A 20,482-nucleotide genomic window follows, 5' to 3' on the forward strand; every position below is an offset into this window, starting at 1 on the left:
ATAAAATGTACATATCAGGATATTTATTCGAGTCTATGTTTAACTCATTTTATGAATGTAAGGAGCGTATTACTCATGAATCGCACACAAGTCGCCAGCCTCATCATCCCTGTCATTTCTATTGCCTGCCTTATCGGCGGGGGGTTCCTGCTTCAGACTAACGGACAAGATCAAGTCAATGCTTCTCGATCTGTTAAAGGCACAACACTAAATGCGGATAGCATTCATGTATCGTTTGAACAAGTAGGCGGCAAAATCCTGAACATCCCGGTAACAGAAGAAACTAAGGTGAAAAAAGGAACTGTCCTTATGACTTTGGATTCCAAAGATGTGGATCTGCAAATTGAGCAGCTGCGGACACAAATCGCCCAGTTCAATACGCAGATCAGCCAACAACAACAATCCATCCATTTAGGGTATACACGAGCAGCAACTCAGGAAAAACAGGCACAGCTAGATATCGCGCAAGCTCAAGTGACTGAGAGTAAAAGTCAGGCCGCATTGCAGCGGGCACAAGCGGCTGAACGTCAAGCCACTGCTGCGGAACAACAGGTCAATAACGGGGCTCGGGATGAAGATGTTCAGCAGCAACGAATTGCCGTAGCCTCAGCCACCAAAAATGTTCAGACGGCTCAGACCAACTATAAGCGTAATAAAGCACTCTATGATGCAGGAAGTGCATCCAAAGCAGCGTTGGATGATGCCGAATCCTCCTTGACTTTAGCGACAAATCAGTTGAGTCAGCAAAAAGAGTCTCTTCAAAAGCTACTTCATGGTGCCACTTCTGAAGAACGTATGCAGGCCAGTGAACAGACGACACAAGCAGCCGTTTCGGTAAAACAAGCCGAGGAAGAAATTCGCGGTGCCCAATTGTCCGTCGATCGTTCCAAGACCCAACTGGAAACCATTCAGCAGAGTCGTCAACAGTTGGCAGATCAGAAGCTGGCTATTGACCTCTTAAAGCAACAAAAAGACACACAGGAAGTTCAGCTTAAAACGTTGCTGCTCAAAAAAGAACGCCTGGTGTTAAAAGCACCACAGGATGGCAAGGTTACTTCGATTAGTACCAAAGTCGGCGAAAATGTGGCGCAAGGGGCTCCTGTGATTACCCTGGAAACCAATGATTTATATTACGATCTCTATGTGAATGAAGAACAAGCGGGGAAATTCAAGGCCAATCAAGAAATTAAAACTCATATCTCTGGTCTCAATAAGGACCTGAAAGGTACGGTACGCTATGTAACTGCTGCACCACAATTCGCTAATGTGAAGATGTCCCGTGAAAAAGGAGAAGCAGATACCGCTACATTCCAGGTACGTGTATATGTAACAAGAGAAGCAGCTTTGCTACCAGGCATGACAGTTGAGGTGAATACAAATGAAATCTCTTCGTGATGAATGGTCGTATCTGGTTCACTCCAAGTATCCGATCATAGCTATCATCTTCCCGTTGATTGCCGTACTGGGGTATTCACTGTTGCTCCCAAGCAGCCAAATTAACGACGCTAACGTGGTAGTGGTGGATCAAGATAACACAGCTTACAGCCGTGAGTTCATTCAGAAAATAGATGCTTCCCCGTATATGAACGTAGCTGAGATTGTTTCGTATACGGACAACCCTGAACAGTATTTTTATCATGAGCAATATTTGGCTGTTATTTCCCTGCCGCATGGTTTAGAGGATAATCACAATCGTTCCCTTTCCAGCCGCGTGGGTCTCATTCTCGATAATACCAATGTTCAATCTATTACTTCGATTCGTACAGCTATGCAGGAAATTAGCGTTTCCGAGAATATGGAACTGTCTGTTCCAGCTATGTTGAAAACCGGGATGAACGCAGAACAGGCCCAAGGGGCCCTCAATGGTATCGCCTTGGAAGTGCGTTCCCTGTTTAATCCAACGAATGACTATCAGAATACGACGATACTTGCATTCACTTGTATGTTCTCTTTTATGATACTCAATATAAATAGCTTACCTCTGGTCGCTAGACTCCGGGTTTCCAAGAGGCTGGCTGCTGAGCTGCAAAATCCGTTCAACATACTACTGCGTATGCTTCCTTATACGCTGTTTTCGACGGCTGGCTTAATCTTCTCTCTCGGGATGCTTAAAGTGTTTGGAGGAGGCCGTTTCGAGGCCAATCCGATTCTCTTTATAATTCCGGTTGTCCTGTATGTATTCGGTACCGTTTGTATCAATGTCCTGGTTGCATGGGGCGCTGCACATCCAGGAATAGCCATCGGCAGAATGGTGATGATACTCATGCCTGCTTTTGTTTTATCAGGGGCTGTTCTTTCCAGATCACTGTTTCCACCTTTAGCGATTCAAATCGGTGATTTCTTCCCCTTTGTATGGATGTACAAATTCCTTCGTACCATGGGTCTGCGTGGTGCACCTTTGCAAGAGATGCTTCCCGAACTCGGTTCTCTGTTACTATATGTGGGTGTACTCTCCATGCTGGTTATCGCCAGAGCACTGTGGGAAAAACAAAAGCTGGCCAAGCAAACTGCTGGCAATGCTTCTGAAAAGGGATCACCACATCCCGTTGTTCCAGCAAGCTCAACTGGCGGCGGGTTATCTATGCAAGGGGCACCATCAGCACCTATGCATGAGCCTATAAAAGGATAGAGTCTCGTCTATAAAATAAAAAAGGGTTAAGTGCCGTCTAACGAGCCTTAACCCTTTTTCAATAATCAGGATTTTGCAAAATTCTCAATAATATTAAATTGTCATTGTTATCAGAATAAAATTCACTTATATGCCCGACCTAATTGATAAGCGTGCTCCAGTAAACCTTCAATGTATTCTTTCGATTCGGACAAAGTATCATAGAAGAACTCCACCTTGGACTCTCTTACTCTTGCGTAACCAGCAATGGCTTTATTCAAATAATTAGTAACTAAATCGTGATATTCATACTTGATCAGATGTTCTTTCGTTCCTCCCGCCAAGCACAGCCACAAGACCTGTTTTGTCTTGAACTCCTCAAGTAAACCTATGTTCCACACTTTATCCAGGTACCCTTTTAGCATGGAAGGAACACTGTACCACCATAGAGGAAACACAAAGACCAGAGCATCCGCAGCAGCAATTCTGTCCATCTCTCTCCGTGTTTCAGGAGCATATTGTTTATGAGGCGTATTCCAATCCAGCTCATCTGCCGCGCTATATACCGGATTAAACCCATCCCGATACAAGTCCAAAATATCTACCTCGTGCTTATTCTCTTTCAATCCCTCTACAAAACGATTCATGACCGCAAGGGTAAGTGAATCTTCTCTAGGATGCGTGACGACCAATAGAACTTTCATGTATCCGTAACCTTCTTTCTCCTCGTGATTGGTGTACCCTGTTTACAGATGCTATTATGGTTGATATATATAAAAGTGTGAAGTACGCACTTCATTGTACCGTAGGTACTTTAAGGTTCCTTAGTGCTTTTAGAACTACAAATTGGAGGGGGAAAGTTTATGGAAGATAACGCCAAAACCTATATGCTCGGGATCGAGGCAACTTTGGAGGTCATCAGTGGAAAGTGGAAAGGCATCATCCTACACCATTTAATCAGCGGCAGAAAACGTACATACGAACTTCGTCAACTCATTCCGAAAATCACCCAAAAAGTGCTCACCCAACAGCTTAGAGAGCTTGAAAAGGATGGAATCATCCACCGTATCATTTATAACCAGGTTCCACCCAAAGTGGAGTACGAGCTTAGTGAATATGGATGGGATTTTAAAGATCTGCTTGATCGTTTTTGCTTATGGGGAGAAGATCATTTGGATAGGATCTATGGAGATAAAACAAAGGTGCTGGAAGAGTATACTGTGAGGGAAAAAAACGCCAAACAAGCACCACCTCTTTAAGGAGGCGTGCTTGTTTGAAATACTATACTACATGCCTCTTCCTAAACTGTGCACCTTGTTTATTCACCAGTCTCCGAAAATTTCCGAATACGAGCCCCTACTTCATCCCGTACACGCTGGAACACGCTCCATTTCTCTTCTTCTGTTCCTTGTGCTTTAGCCGGATCATCAAACCCCCAATGTTCACGACGAACGTGCGGAGGTGTGATAGGACATTTATCAGCAGCATCTCCGCACAAGGTCACAACGAAATCCGCGCTGTTCAGCAAAGCAGGATCTATAATATCTGAAGTTTGACCGGAGATATCGATCCCTATTTCATTCATCGCTTGCACCGCTTTAGGGTTAAGGCCGTGTGCTTCAATGCCCGCACTGTATACATTCCAACGGTCTCCCAAGTATTTTTTGGCCCAGCCTTCTGCCATTTGGCTGCGGCAAGAATTACCAGTGCATAAAAAGTAAATTTTCTTCTTTTCCATCATTAATGTCTCCTTCAATGTTCAATTATGAAATGACTAACCACAGGTATAAGCCCAGTAGGGTCATAAAAAGTGTAGGAATGGTTAAGACAATGCCTGTCTTAAAATAAGTCCCCCAAGAAATTTTTACGTTTTTCGAACGGAGCACATGCAGCCACAACAACGTGGCTAATGAACCAATCGGAGTTATTTTCGGCCCCAGATCCGATCCAATCACGTTAGCATAAATCAACGCCTCTTTGACCATACCGGTTGCATGGGTGGCATCAATGGCAAGCGCATTAATCATGACCGTAGGCATGTTATTCATGACCGACGAGATAATCGCTGCAATAAAACCCATGCCCATGGTGGCCACAAACATACCTTGATCGGCAGCCGCTTGAATCACATGGGCCAGCAGATCCGTCAAACCGGCATTACGTAGACCATACACCACAACATACATTCCGATGGAGAAAAATACGATAGCCCATGGAGCGCCCTTGATGACTTCTTTCATCGGCACTGCAGGGCTTCTACGCGCCATCAATAAGAAAAAGATAGCAATAATACCGGCCACCACCGAAACGGGAATATTAAAAAATTCGCATGCAAAGTAGCCAATGAACAAAACCGCGAGAACGATCCAGGACATACGGAACATCTTTGGATCTTTAATCGCTTCCGCAGGCCTGATTAATTGTGTCGCATCAAACGTTTTCGGAATCCTTTTACGAAAAAAGAGATACAGTACTCCTATACTGGCTGCTAAAGAAAATAAATTAGGTATAATCATGCGACTCGCATATTCCATAAAGGTGATCCCAAAGAAATCGGCTGACACAATATTAACCAAGTTGCTGACCACAAGCGGAAGCGACGTCGTGTCTGAAATAAAACCGCTCGCTATGATAAAAGGAAAAACCATTTTCTCATCCAATTTAAGTGCCCGAACCATCGCCAGTACAATCGGTGTCAGTATTAAGGCCGCACCGTCATTCGCAAAAAAAGCAGCAACAACGGCGCCAAGAATGGTCACATAAACAAACATCCGGGTTCCGCTTCCTCGCGCAGCTCGTGCCATGTGAAGCGCCGCCCATTCGAAGAAGCCTATTTTATCAAGCACCAACGAAATCAGAATAATGGCTACAAAAGCCAGTGTCGCATTCCAGACAATATGAGTAACTTCCCAAACATCATGCAAATCGACGACACCCACCAGCAAGGCGAGTATGGCACCGCCGCAGGCAGACCATCCGATGGACAAATTTTTAGGCTGCCAGATCACCAACACTAAAGTGGCTAAGAATATAATGCATGCCAACAAAATCAATGTTTTAAACCTCCATTACATCACCTTATAAACATATACTTATATTAAAAACATCTTTATCCCTGCAAGGAGTTAAACGGAGCAGCCTTTAGGATGAGCAGCAAGCCGATGAATCCGGTCCACAAGATGCGATCGGCTCCTCTTTATTCAGCCATTTTAAAATCTGCTTAGAGTCTGGCATACTCTCAAGAACAGCTTGAATATGCGGCTTGTCGTCTACATTTAAGGAATAGTATACCCACTGACTTCGTCGTTCTTCTTTTACAATCCCTTGCGACTTTAATTTTCTCAAATGTTGGCTAATTGCTGGCTGCGACATATCAAAGATATCTACAAATTCGCAAACACACCATTCTCTCTCTCTTAGCAGGGAAAGCATGGCCAGCCGAGTTTTATCCCCCAATAGCTTTAAATGATCGGCTACATAACCAAGTTGATCCAAGGTGTGCCCCCCCTTCCACTTATATAACTATATGCTTATATACTAATGTAGTACGGTTTTAATATCAAGCACGAATAATACTTATTCGTTCACCAATTGCATAATCCAGTCTTTTATATCCACGATTCGCAGTGTTTTGGGACGTGTATTCGTTCCGAAAATAATTAATGGGACAAGGGAATCTTTTTCATGCAGCGATCCATGAGCTCCCCCTCCGATGTGAGTAGGGGAACTTTCGCCGACGAGTTCATATCCAGGTTGGACCGTGACGACAACATATCTTCCTTCATGTGAATTCATTGCCCCGTGTAGCCTCGCCAAAACGTCTGGATATTTTCCATATTGGATCCGGTTGTTATTCACCGTAATATCCACAAGGTCCTCTTCGCCCGACAAGGTCCACAATTGCCCATATTCATCGATGAATTTTCCACCAGGATGATAAGAAAACAGCTTACCCTTTTTTCCCTTTGTAACATGAATATTGTTTTTACCATCTTTCATAGCGATAATGTCGAGCTTGTCCTCATGCTGTAAAAGCTTCGCCACGTTGGACAGCTCTACGTTATCGTTTATCGCATAGATATAGGCCATCCGTTCATTAGCGGTAATCACAATTTGGTCATCACTTCTTACAGGTTGATTTAATTTTGCAATACGGTAATGATTCAAAAGCGACTTTAAATCAACAGTGGCAACCTGTCGATCATCATAAACAGCGCTTTGCGCACTGTCACCCATGACAACCCATATCGCATCGTTTACAGCCTGTTCCCACGAACCATATGCATTCAACACAGTTTGCAGTGCTTGATCTGCTTTTTCGATTCCCTCCAGTTGAGTCGGGCCCTTTCTATGCGCTAAATTATCATTCTCTGGAAAGTATGTGATGGTTACGTCTGGAAGTTTCTTCTGGCTTATTAGAAAAGCGGTATCTTTTGCGGAAAATTCGTCGTTCATCCCAAATTTTTTCCACAAAGGAGTATTCCAGCTATTTTTCGGATTCAATTGTGCCAAAGCTGCATAAGATAACCATTTAGGCCCTGTTACTATCATTTTTTCTGGCACCCTGCTGCTATTCGCTATGAAGTCAGGCACTTTTAAGGCATGTTTCGTTTTCCCTCTGAAGACAATAGCATTGATGGACGCGGATTCTTTTCCTTTGTCAGCCAATTCCTCATGTATGGTTTTCGTTTTTTTATTCAAATGAACTTGGTTTAATTGGTAAATTGCGTCTAAGAATACTTGCAGTTGGTCTATCTTCAAGGCTTCTTTGGCACCATTGCCGTAGAGAATCATGCGTTTCTTTTGGTCGCTGTACCAAACGAGTCCGGGCACATGATGTTGGTCGGCATACGTTCCCGTTAATAATGTACTGTCGATTGTCACAGACATCGTGGGAAATGAACTCACTACTTGCGGGAAATATTGCCCTTGATGAAGGAGATATTGCATCGCGGGTGCACGGCCTTCTTGAATCGCATCTTGCAAAGGCTTATCCATTAATGAATCAATCAAGATCACAATGACAGGTTTTTTGCCCATTTGATTTACTATGATAGGTGACTTCACACTTTGTTGTTTTAGCTGTTGACTGGAGTCCGCTCTACAGCCCAAGATCATCAACAATAAACTTAGCACTAGTGCTATGGTAACTTTATTTTTCATGCCCATGTATGTGTCCCTTTCTTAGAAAAACTTGATCCTCTTATTTTTTTCTTGTACTAAAAATATTATTCCTGTATTGGATCATCGGGACAAAGGTATTTCATACAAGCAATTAAAGTTACGCCTCCATGAATTTTTTGGATCTAATAGGCCAAATTTAAGATCAAACCATTCAGGGAGGGAGCATAACCATGGCTAATACAAACATAAACGAATACTCTATGCATTACATGGATTCTGGTGAAGGAATGGCCATCCTATTCATTCACCCTCCAGTACTCACAAGCTTAAATTTTACACACCAATTCCAAGAGTTATCATCCGATTTTCGAACTATAGCTTTTGATATCAGAGGACACGGTAAAAGTCAGCCTTCCGAACAAACGGTTACTTATCCTCTCATCGCCCTGGATATTAAACATTTGATGGACCGGATGAGCTTAGATAAAGTATTTTTGTGTGGATATTCTACCGGAGGCTCGATAGTACTTGAGTTCCTCTTGACTTATCCAGATCGGGCATGGGGAGGCATTGTTATCAGTGGAATGTCGGAAGTAAACGAATGGCGACTAAGAAACAAAATTTCTTTGGGCCTTGCTCTTTCCAAAATCGGCGCAGTCGGTACGCTTGCCCTTTCTATTGCTTGGTCACAAACGAAACAGCTATCTTTGTTCCGTAAGTTATTCAACGATGCGAAGCAGGGAAATCCCAGGAATGTCGAACAATATTACCGTTACAGCTTGAAGTACAACTGCACCTCTCGGCTCAAGGAAATCCAGCTTCCTGTCCTGCTCGTTTATGGTGAAGAAGATAAGCACTTTCATCCCTATGCCAAAATATTGCATCAACAATTACCAAATAGTGAGCTGGTTTTCCTTAAGAAAGCTGATCATCGCCTTCCTACGAAGGCCGCCGGATTATTGAATGAACTGATCAAGCAGTTCGTAGATCGCTTCAGTCTTTAAGGTAAATCCTACAGGAAAATTCCACATACATATCTACATCCCACTCCTGTTACGTAAGCGTCAAGTAGCCCCCACCTGTTCAACTAAATGAGGGCTAAGTTATGCTGAATTATGATTTAACAAGTTAGCGGAAGTGATGCTGACCGAGGTGTTTCGGTCAATCTCGCCTTTGAACCCTTCCATAAACGAAGCAAGAAGCTGAGTTCTGAAAATCATTTTATCGGAGATTGGAGATTGAGCTGTCTTCACAATTGTGAAACAAACAACCCCGGCCGAAAGGCAGGAATCAGCACATTACATGCCGTTTTCTGCGCCATCGTCGCGCAACCTTACAAGAGTGTTAGGCAATTGTCATCTAGATCAATGGTATCAACCTAGCTGCTCCTCTATACTAATCCATTGATAGGATTATTTTTAAGGGGGAGTTGGCGTGAGGTTTTTTGAAATGCTGCTATTCTTTTCAAGTGCTTGTTTGTTGGCACTCCTGTTCATTATCAATCAACGTATTCGAAAACCAGCTTTGCTCCTGACAAGCGGAGCAGGCTCCATTTTTTTAGTGATACATTTGCTTGTCGAAGGATACAGGGTTCAGCTTTTATTTTTATACGGATTTACGATCCTGATGCTTATGCTCTCACTTATAGACGTTTTCATAACGCTGAAAGTCGTTCGGACTGCCTCGCGAATCCGTAGGGTGCTGGGCCGCCTTTTTATCGTGATTGGGCTAATCGCAACGGGGTGCTTCCTCTATGTGTTTCCCGTATTCGACTTTCCGGCGCCAACCGGCGAGTTGAAGGTAGGTACGCAAGTCTTTCATTTCATCGATCCAAGCCGGGAGGAGACATTTGGCAAAACCACGACAGGCAAAAGGGAATTGATGGTTCAGGTATGGTATCCAGCTCAAGCTGGCATCGGCAAGTATGCTCCCTTTATTCCCGAAACCCAGATTTTACGTTATATGGCCGCGGACTATGGCCTTCCCGGGTTTACTTTTCAACACCTGAAGTACGTACCCAGTCATGCTTATTCGGGGGCCGAAGTCTCTTGGGCACAGACTTCATACCCGCTGATCCTTGCGAATCCCGGCAACGGCTCTTCCAGGTACCTCCACACGTCGCAAGCCGAAAATCTCGCGAGTCATGGATATATCGTGGCAGTGATCGACCACACCTACAATACATTTGCAACCGAGTTTCCGGACGGGCGAATCACGACCAGCACAACCAACGACTTATTCTCGCCCGACCATGATTACCAGACGAGTAGAGGAAATCGCGACAAATTGGGACAAGTTTTAACCGGCGATGTGGCGTTTGCGCTGGACCAATTCGAGCTCATCCAATCGGGACAGATTCCAAGTCATCTAAAAGGGAGAATTGATCTTGGTCATGTCGGGGTGTTCGGTCATTCCATCGGCGGAGCGACGGCCTATGACGCTTCTTACGATCCGCGAATCGCGGTTGGAATAGACCTTGATGGAGGGCTTTATCGACTGCGTGACAGAGAGGGTCTGCGAAAGCCGTTTTTGTTCATCAACTCGGAAAGCTATTTCGAAAAATTAAAAATGGTGATGGATAACCGGGTCTACACGGATGCAGAGCTTAACCATATGGGCTCAACAAGAGAGTGGGAGGATCAAGTAACGGAAGATAAAAAGTTGGAGCTTGAACGGATGCGCGAAACGGTCGACGAAGGAGGACAAGTCCTCTATATCGAAAATACGGAGCATTTGAATTTTGCCGACGTACAGTTCATTTCTCCGATTTTCAAAATGCTGGGCATTACAGGAAAGATTGCGCCCGAAAGAGCGAACTCCGTTATCAATGCCTATATGCTGGATTTCTTCGATAGGTATCTGAAAAATCAAGGCGGAATCTTAATGAAAGGACCGGATAGCCGCTTTCCGGAGGTGAAGTTCGTAACCTCGCTATTATAAATTACGGAACAGGCTACCGATTTTGATATGCTCCCCTTCAAGTAGACAGGTTTAATAAATAAACCGCTACTTGAAGGGGAGTTTTCCTTTGTCTAAGAAGAACGAATACAATGCGATTGAGAAACTAGCCATCATACAGGAGTTAAAAGCAGGACAGAGCAGCCGTGTGGAAGTAGCAAAAAACATAACATCAGCGTTACCACCTTAGTAAAATGGCTACTACTTCTTCCTTGCCTGTAGGCCATTGAAATCTGCCACGTTCTAGGCTGCGATAGTAAAGCCAGAACCCATTGTGATCCCAATATAGAATTTTGAGCTTGTTGCATGCCCGGTTACAGAATACGAATAAGCCGGAGGAGAACGGATTCAGACCAAAGCTTTCCTGAACGATGGCAGCAAGTCCGTCGATCGACTTGCGCAGATCGGTGGAACCACAAGCAAGAAACACACGCTGATGCTTGGAAAGGTCAGCATGGTGAAGTAAGCGCGTGAATCACTTCGCGCAAAAGCATTGGGTCAAAGCGGGAATGAAGCTCGATACTGGCTTCACCGATATGAAGGATTAGAGAAGGAGAAACGCTGCCAGGTGGATCTACAGTGGCAAGAGGTACAAACTGTACGGGAGAAGTCTTTGGATCTGGAGTAGCTGAGGATGATACCGCTTTATTTTGTACAGCAATATTTCAATTGTTCGACAGAACAATGATTTGCGGAGCACCAAGCTTTCATCGTGAGGCCACTTGCCCGATAGGCTGCGATACGTGTATGCCAATCTTGTCTGCGTTGTTCTTTGGCATTCATGAGTTACCCTCCGTATTCAGGTTAATCTCATGATCTCATAGCTAGGTTAGTAGTTGAAGGTATGGAGAGTTTGACTCTTAGCCTGTTACTGTATCTTTGCCTGTATATTGACCTGGTCCTCAAAGTGAAAAATAATATATAATATTTCACACCATGTAAATATACATTTTATACTAAAATCATATATAGTTTAGGAAGGATAGAAATGTTTCTGCTACTAAATCCGAAGGGGTGTAAAAAAGAAATGCTAAAGCGTATTCAAAATCTTTTCGTTATCCCTAACTACCCATTGTTCATGATCTGCATGTTATTGCAAGGCATGGCTATATCCATCAGCGCACCTTTTTTAGCTGTATATTTTACAAGTACACTTGGCGTATCTGTGGGAACCTTTGGTGTGTTTACAGCGGTGACTTTGATTTGTGGCATATGGATAAGCTCTCTGATTGCCAAACGTTCTGATACCGGATTAGATCGTAAACAAATTTTGGTGATTTGTACGTTATTTAATGCCGTAGCATTTGCAGGATATCTTGTAATCCAAAATTTTTATGTACTTTTTGTTTATATGACGATCTTTACGGCCATTGGTGCTCCTGGGATGCCGCAGTTATTTGCCAGTGCACGTGAAGCAGTAGATCGCAGTAAATCTGCGGATCACGCCTTTGCTAATTCAACGCTTCGGTCTATGTTTTCTCTTGGCTTTATTACCGGGCCGCTTTTTGGTTCCTTTTTGATTGCACATACGGGCTTTAAGGGTATCTTTATGGGAACGACCTCTATTTTTGTTCTTATTGCTGTTCTTTTATTCTTTTTTATCCAGCAGCCTCCCGCTCAGCTTAAACATAAGAATCAACTTTCACTTCATAACATTACATTACATAAAAATATTGAGATTCTGATCCCCTTTTTAGTTCTTACTCTGCTCTATACGTCTCACTGGATGAACAATTTAAATATTTCTTTGTTCATCATTCACAATTTAAAAGGTGACACGAGTGACGTTGCTCTAGTATCCAGTATTTGCGCCATTTTAGAAATCCCATTGATGCTCATGCTAGGCGTACTAGCAGCTAAATACTCCAACCGTTTGCTTGTATTTTTAGGGGCATTAACAGGAGTTGTCTATTATATCCTTGTTATTATGTCTACGGAGATGTGGCAGCTATTCGTGGGGCAACTTCTTCTAGCCTTCTTTGTTGCAGTGATTTCTGCCATTGGCATTAGTTACATGCAGGATTTGTTGCCCTCTCTTCCAGGGTACGCATCGACGCTATATTCCAATGCGACAACCATCGGAAGACTGGTAGGGAGCTTGATGGGCGGATTAACCGCTCAATGGATTGGTTACCGAAACACCTATTGGGTATGTTTGGCCCTAATCATCTGCTCCCTTGGTCTCCTGGCAATTTCGAAGAAATTAGAGTTTGAAAAATCTGCTGCTTTAAAAGAAAGGAATCACAGTATATAGACTGCGCTTATTTTTCTATGGTGGAGAAATGACTCATAATTGTATCTGCAGCATGTCTATACCCACCAGCCTGGCGTAATGATTCGCCGATCACATGAGCCTGTTCTTTATAGGTTGGATGACTCAATACCTCTAATAAGGCAGCTCTCAAACTAGCGGGTGTAAGCTCATTTTTATCCACAACAACACCCGCTCCCAGTTCCTGCACCCGACTGGCTACGATCGGCTGATCCGATGTTAAAGGAATCATGACCTGCGGTACATTGTAATATAGGGCTTCACTTGTACTGTTCATCCCCGCATGTGTAACAAAAGCGTCCACATGCTGAAGCATTTCCAATTGCGGAATATAAGGCTTGATTATAAAATTGTCAGGGATACACGGGGCCAATGGCTCCATGTCTGTATAATTGCCTGAAGACAGCACAAACTGCACAGGCAAATCGCGAAATGCTGCAAAACAAAGCTTATAAAATTCCAAGTCTTTATTCAAAATAGTACCCATTGAAATGTAAACCGCCTGTGGATGCAGAACACGAAGTTGTTCGAACGGGAAAGATGGAGCATCTTTACGCGGTACAATAGAAGGACCTGTAAAAATAAAACTGTGATCCAGTTTTTCGGCTTGCGGTTGAAAATAGCGGCTTGTATAAACTATTCTTAAGCGCCCGCCATGAGGAGCAATCTCTTCTATAGCCGGAGCGTCAACCTGAAGCTCATTAGCTAGTTGATGCGTTATTTGCATCGTAGCCGTGTACAACTTTTTTACCTCCGGATCATTGTCATTCATGCCTTGTCCCGATCCCAACGGCTCTACGAAAGCAAAAGAAGCGATAGAGCACACAGCAGGGATTCCTAGCTTCTGTGCAATAATCGTGCCTCCCCAGCCCATCAAAGAATCATAGATTAAATAATCATAGGTTCTGTTTTCAATAACTCTCAAAACCTCTGGAATAATCGGAAGAATCATACCTTTTACCATCATGTACACAAATTGATAATGATGTTTGTATTCTGCTGGCTTTAAATCAGAGTCTTTAGAAAAAGCATCATCAACAAAAGGGTAGGTGATCATCTGTGCTCCTGTCTGTTGAATTCTCGTACGATATTCTTCCGTACACACATAGTCAACATCCTCCCCACTGTCTACCAACCTTTTCACTAATCCTAGTGTCGGATTAACATGGCCTTCAGCAGGCGTGATCACTACTAACACACGTGCCATACCTTACACCTCCAAATCAATAATAAATTACAATTTGAAATAAATGCACTTTTAACATAGCAAACATTTACCATATAAACAAGTATTTTCAACACCGAAAATTAAGTATGTATCCTCTACTCAAACTATAGAAATAAGCGAGGCTGAACGCTAGAAGCGCTTGCCCCGCTTAACCATTGAACATCAAATTTAAAGACGCCAATCCCAATGGTCTGTCCCGCTCAGAACAGCTTCAACGGTGTACTGGCTTGCTTCATCGGCGGTAAGCTGTTTGGCCCAAGGTACACGCCCGCTACTTTCTGCACCTGGCCCAAAGTTGTCAAACTCTCCAAATCTTGCGGTCTGCTCATTGGATTCCTTGCCCCAATTGTTCCAGCCGCCCGGCTTGATATGGTCATCCATATAGGTCTTCAAAAAAGTAACATGAGCGTAAGGGCGCCATGGCCGTCCGAGATCCACCTTGCCTGTCAAGCCATTTTCTGTTGTCAGCCGACATTGAATAAATACAAAGCCCGGCTTGTTCTCTTCTGTTGAAGCTGCTGTCACATATCCAGCACGCAGGCTGTGTATGATCGAATTATCAAACACGGCAGGTGCATTGCCAAATATAAAATCTACACTGCCACTGATGTAGCTGTCCTTGAAATACTGTCTGCCACGGTTCACAAGCAACGTATCCTGTAGGCCGGTAATTTTGACATTGTGATACTTACCACGATCGCCTTCGGCATATAACGCTACAGCCTGCACCTGCCCAGTTCCTTCTGTATTGGCAACCGTGACATTCTCCAACACAAAATCGGGACTTTGCACACGCATTGTATAGCTGTTGCTTGTTCCTAATTCTTTTCCGTCCACCACGGTTTTGGCCGTATCATCAAAAGAAATGATCGTTTTGTCGCGATCTTCTCCGATAATGCTCAGATTTTTTTTGGAGGAATTCACCTTTATTTTTTCACGATACGTACCGTTTTTGAGATGGATAACTGTCCTTGTGTTGCTGTCGTCAGGGACTGCGTCAATAGCTGCCTGAAGAGATCTAAAGTCAGCAGGGCCATAGGTCGCTACCACCACACTAGTGGGATGAGTTCCTCCTGAGTCTGTCAGGTTGCGGATGGTGACATTGCTGAATTCCGACGTATTGTAATTCCATACATCGTTTTGTTGTTTGGATGCATCGGTAGCCAACCCGATCAATAGCGGCTGATTATCCGGCACATCTATAACAGTTTCACCAACCTTCTCCCAGTTCGCCACACCATCTGCGGATACCCAGCCGGTAACCTTTTGTCCTTGTCGTACAAGACGAACCGAATATGGCGTTGTAATAAAAGCCTCCATTGACGCACGTTTCGTCTTACCATCCGTTTGATCACGACTGATAAGAATACCCTGTTTGCCATATTTAACAAATGCTAAAGACATAAAAGCCATTTTTGATCCAGGCTTCAGCGATTCACGAATCATTACACCCGCTTCGGCATTATCATCCACCGGGGTAATTTGTTCCACACGGGCTGTGATCTCAGTGTCACCTTCCCATTTTTGATAAGCATAATGGAAAATATCTGCCTTACCGTCAACGTCTCCCGCTGACTTCAGTCGTATGCTGCTACCGCTTGCATCTTCTTTTAAGACCTGAGTATGCCCTTTTATATAACCATCGTTGCCCTCAGAGCCAATCTCTTCGCTGAGCCAACTTCCCGATGGCGCAGTCGTATTGACGTGAATGGTAACAGGATTGGAAAATACAGCAGTCCCCTTGCGGTCAGTCACCCGTACAATAATATTGTGGGTACCGTCTGTTACATGATTCCAATCCAGATGATAAGGTGCGGTCTCTACTTTACCAACAAGTTTGCCGTCAATGATAAATTCAACGTGAGCAATACCATCTTTATCCTTGGCTGTTGCTGTTATGGTCGCATCCCGGCCTGCTTCCAAAATATCGTTATGCTTTAGTGGACGTCCGTCTGCATCCGACACCTGAACGACGGCCTCTGGATTATCCACCTCATTTCCATTCGCTAGCTTCTCAATAAGATCATTTAAATAGACCTCAAGATTCGTATAACCCTTGGCAAAATGAGCATACGCCCCTGTACCGGCAAGCCCCTGACCGTTACGGTCATCTGCATTATTGGGGTCCAGCCCATTGGCACGTTCCCATTCATCCGGCATTCCATCATGGTCACTGTCAGAAAGCTCCGTCGTCGTTACGTTATAATCGTCATAAATCCACCCTGCTTCACGCGGAGAGTTAATAAACGCACCCGTTCCATTGTTCACATCATTCATAATTCGAGCGTCCACCGCATCTCTTCTTGGCAGCGTGGCTCCTGAGCCGGCAAGCACCTCAGTATATGCGGTTTGTGCATCTGTCGCTTGATATGGACCATACGCATCTGGTGAGATTCCGTTGTCGTATTCCCCTCTAACTTCAATCGGCTCCGCCAAACGGGTGGAAGGATCAATAATTGACCCAATGGATGTTCCAAGCTGCCAGTTGTCTTTTGTAACCGAGTCATTGCCGTACATGTAGTTACCACCAATAAAGATGCGTGTTTTATATTTTTTACTACCCACGTCCACAAAGATTTGACCGCGAACGTCCTGATATGTGTTGGGGCCATACTTATAATAGTTATTTAGCACATTATACGATCCTTCACCTCCGCCGTACGAAGAGAAAAATCCCCAGTTATAAATGACATTATTAGTCATTTCCACAGCGTCTATTTGTTTTTTATCGGTTGGAAAACGCGGATTACGGCTTGCATTGTGAGCCAACAAGTTATGATGATAGGTGGAATTTCGTCCGCCCCATATGCCGCCATAGCCGTGGCGACCTTTCTGGTGCGTGGTCATTAGCATACTCTCCGACGCAATAGACCATTGTACCGTTGTATTGACGTTGTCATACAGGCTCAGTACCTCATCCACCGACCAGCTAAAGGAACAGTGATCAATCATTATGTTTTTATGGTATCTGGCCCCTAACGCGTCATCCTCACTGGGGTAACGGTCGGTCAATCGGAAACGCAGGTAACGGAGAATGACGTTATCTGCATCAATCCCTGTTGTGTAATCGCTTACAGTTATACCGTCGCCAGGAGCTGTCTGACCAGCAACCGTCAGGTTGTTTCCCAAGATTTTAAGTGGCTCCTTGAGGTGAATCGTTCCACCCACCCGGAATACGACCGTCCGATTATCGGAGCTGACCGCTGCGCGAAGAGATCCGGGTATTATCTGTTCCCCTTTGCCGTAGTCTGCCAGCGTGGTAACCTCATACACTTCACCTCCGCGTCCACCGGTAACATATTTACCGCCACCCTCAGCCCCCGGAAACGCCGGAATATCCGTCGCTACTTTCGACACCTTTGCATTCTCTGTTCCTACCGCAGTCTCCGCTTGGATTAGTGGTGGGCACAAGGTCAACAACAATGAACCCACAACCACATTACATAGCACCTTTTTCCATGTACGCTGCTTGCTCATATTCTGTTTCCTCCCTAAGATTTTCTTCCACATCAGCGCATATTTTTATAAAAACACGATTCGAGACGTTCAGAAGCGCCTTCACCTCCTTTCATCAATCTTTTCTGCTTTTATCATTGGCAGGTTGTCATATATACTGTTGGTATATGAATGCGCTTACTTATCTTAATTTGTAAAGGAAGAAGCACATGAATGAAATGAAAGAAGATAAATATGTCATTGGCGAACAACAATTCTCCATTCATCACATCTATCGTACCGGTTTCACAGTCATGCCCCGGCCTCATGTCCATGAGAACTATGAGCTGTATCTCTTACTGCGAGGCGAACGCATCTATTTTATGAATGGCAAGGTATACACCGCTCGCAAGGGGGATCTGATATTCATCCTTCCTCATGACTTGCACTCTACCGCCAGTACGCAATTGCAGGAAACAGAGCGCATCTTGATTCATTTTTCTCCGACGTTTCTCCCACAGCAGGATCATGACATTCTTGACCTGCCGCCGTATCAGCAATCCGCGTTGCTTCGCTTACCTGCGAGAGAGCAAGTGGAAGTTGAACGTTTATTCCTACAGATGAATACCGAATGCAGGAATAAGCAGCCTCTGCATGACCGTTGCGTACAGCATCTACTGCTGGAAATGCTGATCCTGGTGCACCGATCGGAAGCGATCGAGCGTAGTGAACCTGTTTCCTCTCATCCCATGCATCAGAAAATCACGGAAATTTCTTCTTTTATTCAGGATCATTACAATGAACCGTTAACTCTCGAACAAGTGGCCGCCTGCTTTTTCATTAGTCCAGCGTACCTAAGCCGTATCTTTCTAAAGTTGACTGGTTTTCATTTCAGCGAATACATCCGCGTAGTGAGGGTCAGGGCGGCCCAAACCAGACTTCGAACCACCAAGGACAAAATCCAGCATATTGCAGAGGATGTCGGGTTCGGTCATGCTTCCCACTTTAATAAAATCTTCAAAAAAATAACTGGGCTCTCCCCTCTTCAGTACCGCAAGCAGGTTCGGTAGATATTCAGTGTAAAGAATTAGACGCCGATTTTATACCTCCGCTCTTGTCTTGTTTTTCCATTTTTATATCCACTTGCTCTTTCATGGAACTAAAGACAAGCCACTTTGGAATAAGTAAAATGCACAAAAAAAACCATACTTCGCTGCAATGCATGCAACGAAGTATGGCTATTACATAGTCATTCTACATCTTTAAAATTATAAATTACTCTTTCTATGACCTTTATCGCAATGCTTTAATATCCTGAATTAGCAATTCAACATTTTCTTTCTTCGTTGCCCAACTGGTACAGAATCGAACAGCACTATGTGCATCATCAACCTTTTCCCAAAAGGAGTAAGTATATTTTTCACTCAATGCCTTTAGTATACGATCTGGTAAAATCGGAAACTGCTGATTGGTTGTAGAACGGTATTGAAAAGAAAACCCTTGCTCAGATAATCCGTTTTGAAGCAGCATGGCCATATCTATAGCGTGTTTGGAAATTTCAACGTATAAACCGTCTTCAAACAAAGTTTCGAATTGAATGCCCAACATTCTTCCCTTAGCCAGCAGCCCTCCTTTTTGCTTGATCATATATCGAAAATCTTTTTTCAATGTACCATTTAGAATGACTACTGCTTCTCCCATCAAGGCTCCAATTTTGGTTCCACCAATATAAAATACATCGCATAGCTTCGCTATATCTGCTAAAGATACATCGCTATCTTCGGCCACCAAGCCATAACCTAATCGGGCTCCATCTATAAACAGTGGTAAACCACACTCTCGACAGACTCTACTTAATGCCTCCAGCTCTGATTTACTATAGATCGTTCCATTTTCAGTAGGTTGGGAAATATAAACCATACCGGGCTGTACACTATGCTCAGGAGCGGCATCATTCCAGTGAGCGTCATACAAATCTTGTACCTGCTCGGCCCGGATCTTCCCATCCCCGCTTGGCAAAGTAAGTATTTTATGTCCAGTAGCTTCAATTGCTCCGGTTTCATGAACAGCAACATGTCCAGAAACTGCCGCAACGACGCCTTGATGTGGACGCAGAATAGAAGAAATGACGGTGGTATTGGTCTGTGTACCTCCAACCAAAAAGTGTACATCCGCATTTGGGGAGTCACATGCTTCTTTAATATATGCTCTGGCTTTTTCACAATGATCGTCCACACCATAACCTGGAGTTTGTTCATCATTAGTCTCCAGTAGTCGCTTTAATATGCGCTCATGGGCACCTTCGGTATAGTCGCATTCAAATCGTATCATTCTGTATCCTCTCCAAATTATCCAATTTCTTCTGAATTAACAACATAGAAGCATGTAATTCCTTTATCTCTTCTTCTGAAAGTCCTTGAACTAATTTTAGAATTTGTTCATCAGACCTTTCATTCAGTTGGTTATAGAACTCCTTTCCTTTAGGAGTCAAACGAATCAGATTTGTTCTATTATCCAACGTTGAATTTTCCTTAACAAGAAAGCCCTCTTTGCAAAATTTAGCAATGATCCTACTCATATAGCTGCGATCAATTTTAAGAGATTCGACAAGAGTATTCGCAATACATGGCTCGATCAACCCGATCTCTATAATGACACGGGCCTCGGTAAAGGAATATCCGCTATCCAGCACATGTCTATCTAAAACCCCCAGTATATTCGTATAGAACCGATTAAAACGCCTCATATCCGCTATCATATTAGCATTTATATTGATCATAACTCCCCCAATTTAGTGGACTTTTGCAACAATTATAGTAATGATTTTTGTGGACTCTGTCAATGAAATAATAATCAC

General features: G+C 43.8%; 18 protein-coding genes. 7 read left to right on the forward strand and 11 right to left on the reverse strand.

The genetic code is table 11. From position 1 onward, the window contains the following. Positions 1 to 75 precede the first annotated feature (75 nt). Both ACUUJN_RS22810 and ACUUJN_RS22815 read left to right on the forward strand, forming a co-directional pair. On the forward strand, positions 76 to 1,395 hold the full coding sequence (locus ACUUJN_RS22810; RefSeq protein ID WP_023990400.1) for an HlyD family secretion protein: 1,320 nt from the start codon (positions 76 to 78) through the stop codon (positions 1,393 to 1,395). Continuing rightward, on the forward strand, positions 1,379 to 2,629 hold the full coding sequence (locus ACUUJN_RS22815) for an ABC transporter permease (protein ID WP_023990401.1): 1,251 nt from the start codon (positions 1,379 to 1,381) through the stop codon (positions 2,627 to 2,629). Before ACUUJN_RS22810 ends, ACUUJN_RS22815 begins: the two co-directional genes overlap by 17 nt. Before the next feature lie 122 nt (positions 2,630 to 2,751). Here the strand turns inward: ACUUJN_RS22815 and ACUUJN_RS22820 are convergent, their stop codons facing one another. After that, a complete protein-coding gene (locus ACUUJN_RS22820; protein ID WP_028541776.1) occupies positions 2,752 to 3,312 on the reverse strand; it encodes an NAD(P)H oxidoreductase in 561 nt (186 codons plus the stop codon). Between the two features lie 159 nt (positions 3,313 to 3,471). Between ACUUJN_RS22820 and ACUUJN_RS22825 the strand changes: the two genes are divergently transcribed. Next, a complete protein-coding gene (locus ACUUJN_RS22825) occupies positions 3,472 to 3,867 on the forward strand; it encodes a winged helix-turn-helix transcriptional regulator (RefSeq protein WP_023990403.1) in 396 nt (131 codons plus the stop codon). Positions 3,868 to 3,926: 59 nt separating this feature from the next. Here ACUUJN_RS22825 and arsC read toward each other — a convergent pair whose 3' ends face one another. The 4 genes from arsC to ACUUJN_RS22845 all read right to left on the reverse strand — a co-directional run bounded on the left by arsC (position 3,927) and on the right by ACUUJN_RS22845 (position 7,777). Then, positions 3,927 to 4,346 carry an arsenate reductase (thioredoxin) gene (gene arsC / locus ACUUJN_RS22830; RefSeq protein ID WP_430179677.1) on the reverse strand — a complete coding sequence of 140 codons (420 nt, stop codon included), beginning with the start codon at positions 4,344 to 4,346 and terminating at the stop codon, positions 3,927 to 3,929. 25 nt (positions 4,347 to 4,371) lie between these two features. Further along, on the reverse strand, positions 4,372 to 5,661 hold the full coding sequence (locus ACUUJN_RS22835; RefSeq protein WP_023990404.1) for an arsenical efflux pump membrane protein ArsB: 1,290 nt from the start codon (positions 5,659 to 5,661) through the stop codon (positions 4,372 to 4,374). Positions 5,662 to 5,749: 88 nt separating this feature from the next. Beyond that, positions 5,750 to 6,103, reverse strand: a complete 354-nt coding sequence (locus ACUUJN_RS22840) for an ArsR/SmtB family transcription factor (RefSeq protein WP_023990405.1) — start codon at positions 6,101 to 6,103, stop codon at positions 5,750 to 5,752. A gap of 81 nt (positions 6,104 to 6,184) precedes the next feature. Further along, positions 6,185 to 7,777 (reverse strand): alkaline phosphatase family protein, encoded by a 1,593-nt coding sequence (locus tag ACUUJN_RS22845; protein ID WP_484668959.1) that lies wholly within the window; start codon positions 7,775 to 7,777, stop codon positions 6,185 to 6,187. A gap of 185 nt (positions 7,778 to 7,962) precedes the next feature. Between ACUUJN_RS22845 and ACUUJN_RS22850 the strand changes: the two genes are divergently transcribed. After that, positions 7,963 to 8,736, forward strand: coding sequence for an alpha/beta fold hydrolase (locus tag ACUUJN_RS22850; RefSeq protein WP_028541773.1), 774 nt, complete (start codon positions 7,963 to 7,965; stop codon positions 8,734 to 8,736). 430 nt (positions 8,737 to 9,166) lie between these two features. Continuing rightward, positions 9,167 to 10,672 (forward strand): alpha/beta hydrolase family protein, encoded by a 1,506-nt coding sequence (locus ACUUJN_RS22855; protein ID WP_023990408.1) that lies wholly within the window; start codon positions 9,167 to 9,169, stop codon positions 10,670 to 10,672. Positions 10,673 to 10,868: 196 nt separating this feature from the next. Here ACUUJN_RS22855 and tnpB read toward each other — a convergent pair whose 3' ends face one another. Beyond that, positions 10,869 to 11,120, reverse strand: a complete 252-nt coding sequence (tnpB, locus tag ACUUJN_RS22860) for an IS66 family insertion sequence element accessory protein TnpB (protein WP_071558214.1) — start codon at positions 11,118 to 11,120, stop codon at positions 10,869 to 10,871. A gap of 215 nt (positions 11,121 to 11,335) precedes the next feature. After that, positions 11,336 to 11,473, reverse strand: a complete 138-nt coding sequence (tnpA, locus tag ACUUJN_RS22865; RefSeq protein ID WP_397344732.1) for an IS66 family insertion sequence element accessory protein TnpA — start codon at positions 11,471 to 11,473, stop codon at positions 11,336 to 11,338. 244 nt (positions 11,474 to 11,717) lie between these two features. Here tnpA and ACUUJN_RS22870 point away from each other — a divergent pair, with 244 nt between their 5' ends. After that, a complete protein-coding gene (locus ACUUJN_RS22870; protein WP_484669770.1) occupies positions 11,718 to 12,944 on the forward strand; it encodes a sugar efflux transporter in 1,227 nt (408 codons plus the stop codon). Between the two features lie 7 nt (positions 12,945 to 12,951). Here ACUUJN_RS22870 and ACUUJN_RS22875 read toward each other — a convergent pair whose 3' ends face one another. Both ACUUJN_RS22875 and ACUUJN_RS22880 read right to left on the reverse strand, forming a co-directional pair. Then, positions 12,952 to 14,169 carry a macrolide family glycosyltransferase gene (locus tag ACUUJN_RS22875; protein ID WP_023990410.1) on the reverse strand — a complete coding sequence of 406 codons (1,218 nt, stop codon included), beginning with the start codon at positions 14,167 to 14,169 and terminating at the stop codon, positions 12,952 to 12,954. 189 nt (positions 14,170 to 14,358) lie between these two features. Then, positions 14,359 to 17,667: a pectinesterase family protein gene (locus ACUUJN_RS22880; RefSeq protein ID WP_341063828.1), complete on the reverse strand. Its 3,309-nt coding sequence runs from the start codon at positions 17,665 to 17,667 to the stop codon at positions 14,359 to 14,361. Positions 17,668 to 17,855: 188 nt separating this feature from the next. Between ACUUJN_RS22880 and ACUUJN_RS22885 the strand changes: the two genes are divergently transcribed. Further along, on the forward strand, positions 17,856 to 18,695 hold the full coding sequence (locus tag ACUUJN_RS22885) for a helix-turn-helix transcriptional regulator (RefSeq protein WP_023990412.1): 840 nt from the start codon (positions 17,856 to 17,858) through the stop codon (positions 18,693 to 18,695). A gap of 223 nt (positions 18,696 to 18,918) precedes the next feature. Here the strand turns inward: ACUUJN_RS22885 and ACUUJN_RS22890 are convergent, their stop codons facing one another. Together ACUUJN_RS22890 and ACUUJN_RS22895 are read right to left on the reverse strand one after the other, a co-directional pair. Next, entirely contained in the window at positions 18,919 to 19,956 is a 1,038-nt protein-coding gene (locus tag ACUUJN_RS22890; RefSeq protein WP_028541770.1) for a threonine aldolase family protein, read from the reverse strand. After that, positions 19,943 to 20,404, reverse strand: a complete 462-nt coding sequence (locus ACUUJN_RS22895) for a MarR family winged helix-turn-helix transcriptional regulator (RefSeq protein ID WP_028541769.1) — start codon at positions 20,402 to 20,404, stop codon at positions 19,943 to 19,945. Before ACUUJN_RS22895 ends, ACUUJN_RS22890 begins: the two co-directional genes overlap by 14 nt. Between the last annotated feature and the right edge of the window lie 78 nt (positions 20,405 to 20,482).

The organism is Paenibacillus sp. LRG-1 (genome assembly GCF_057220305.1).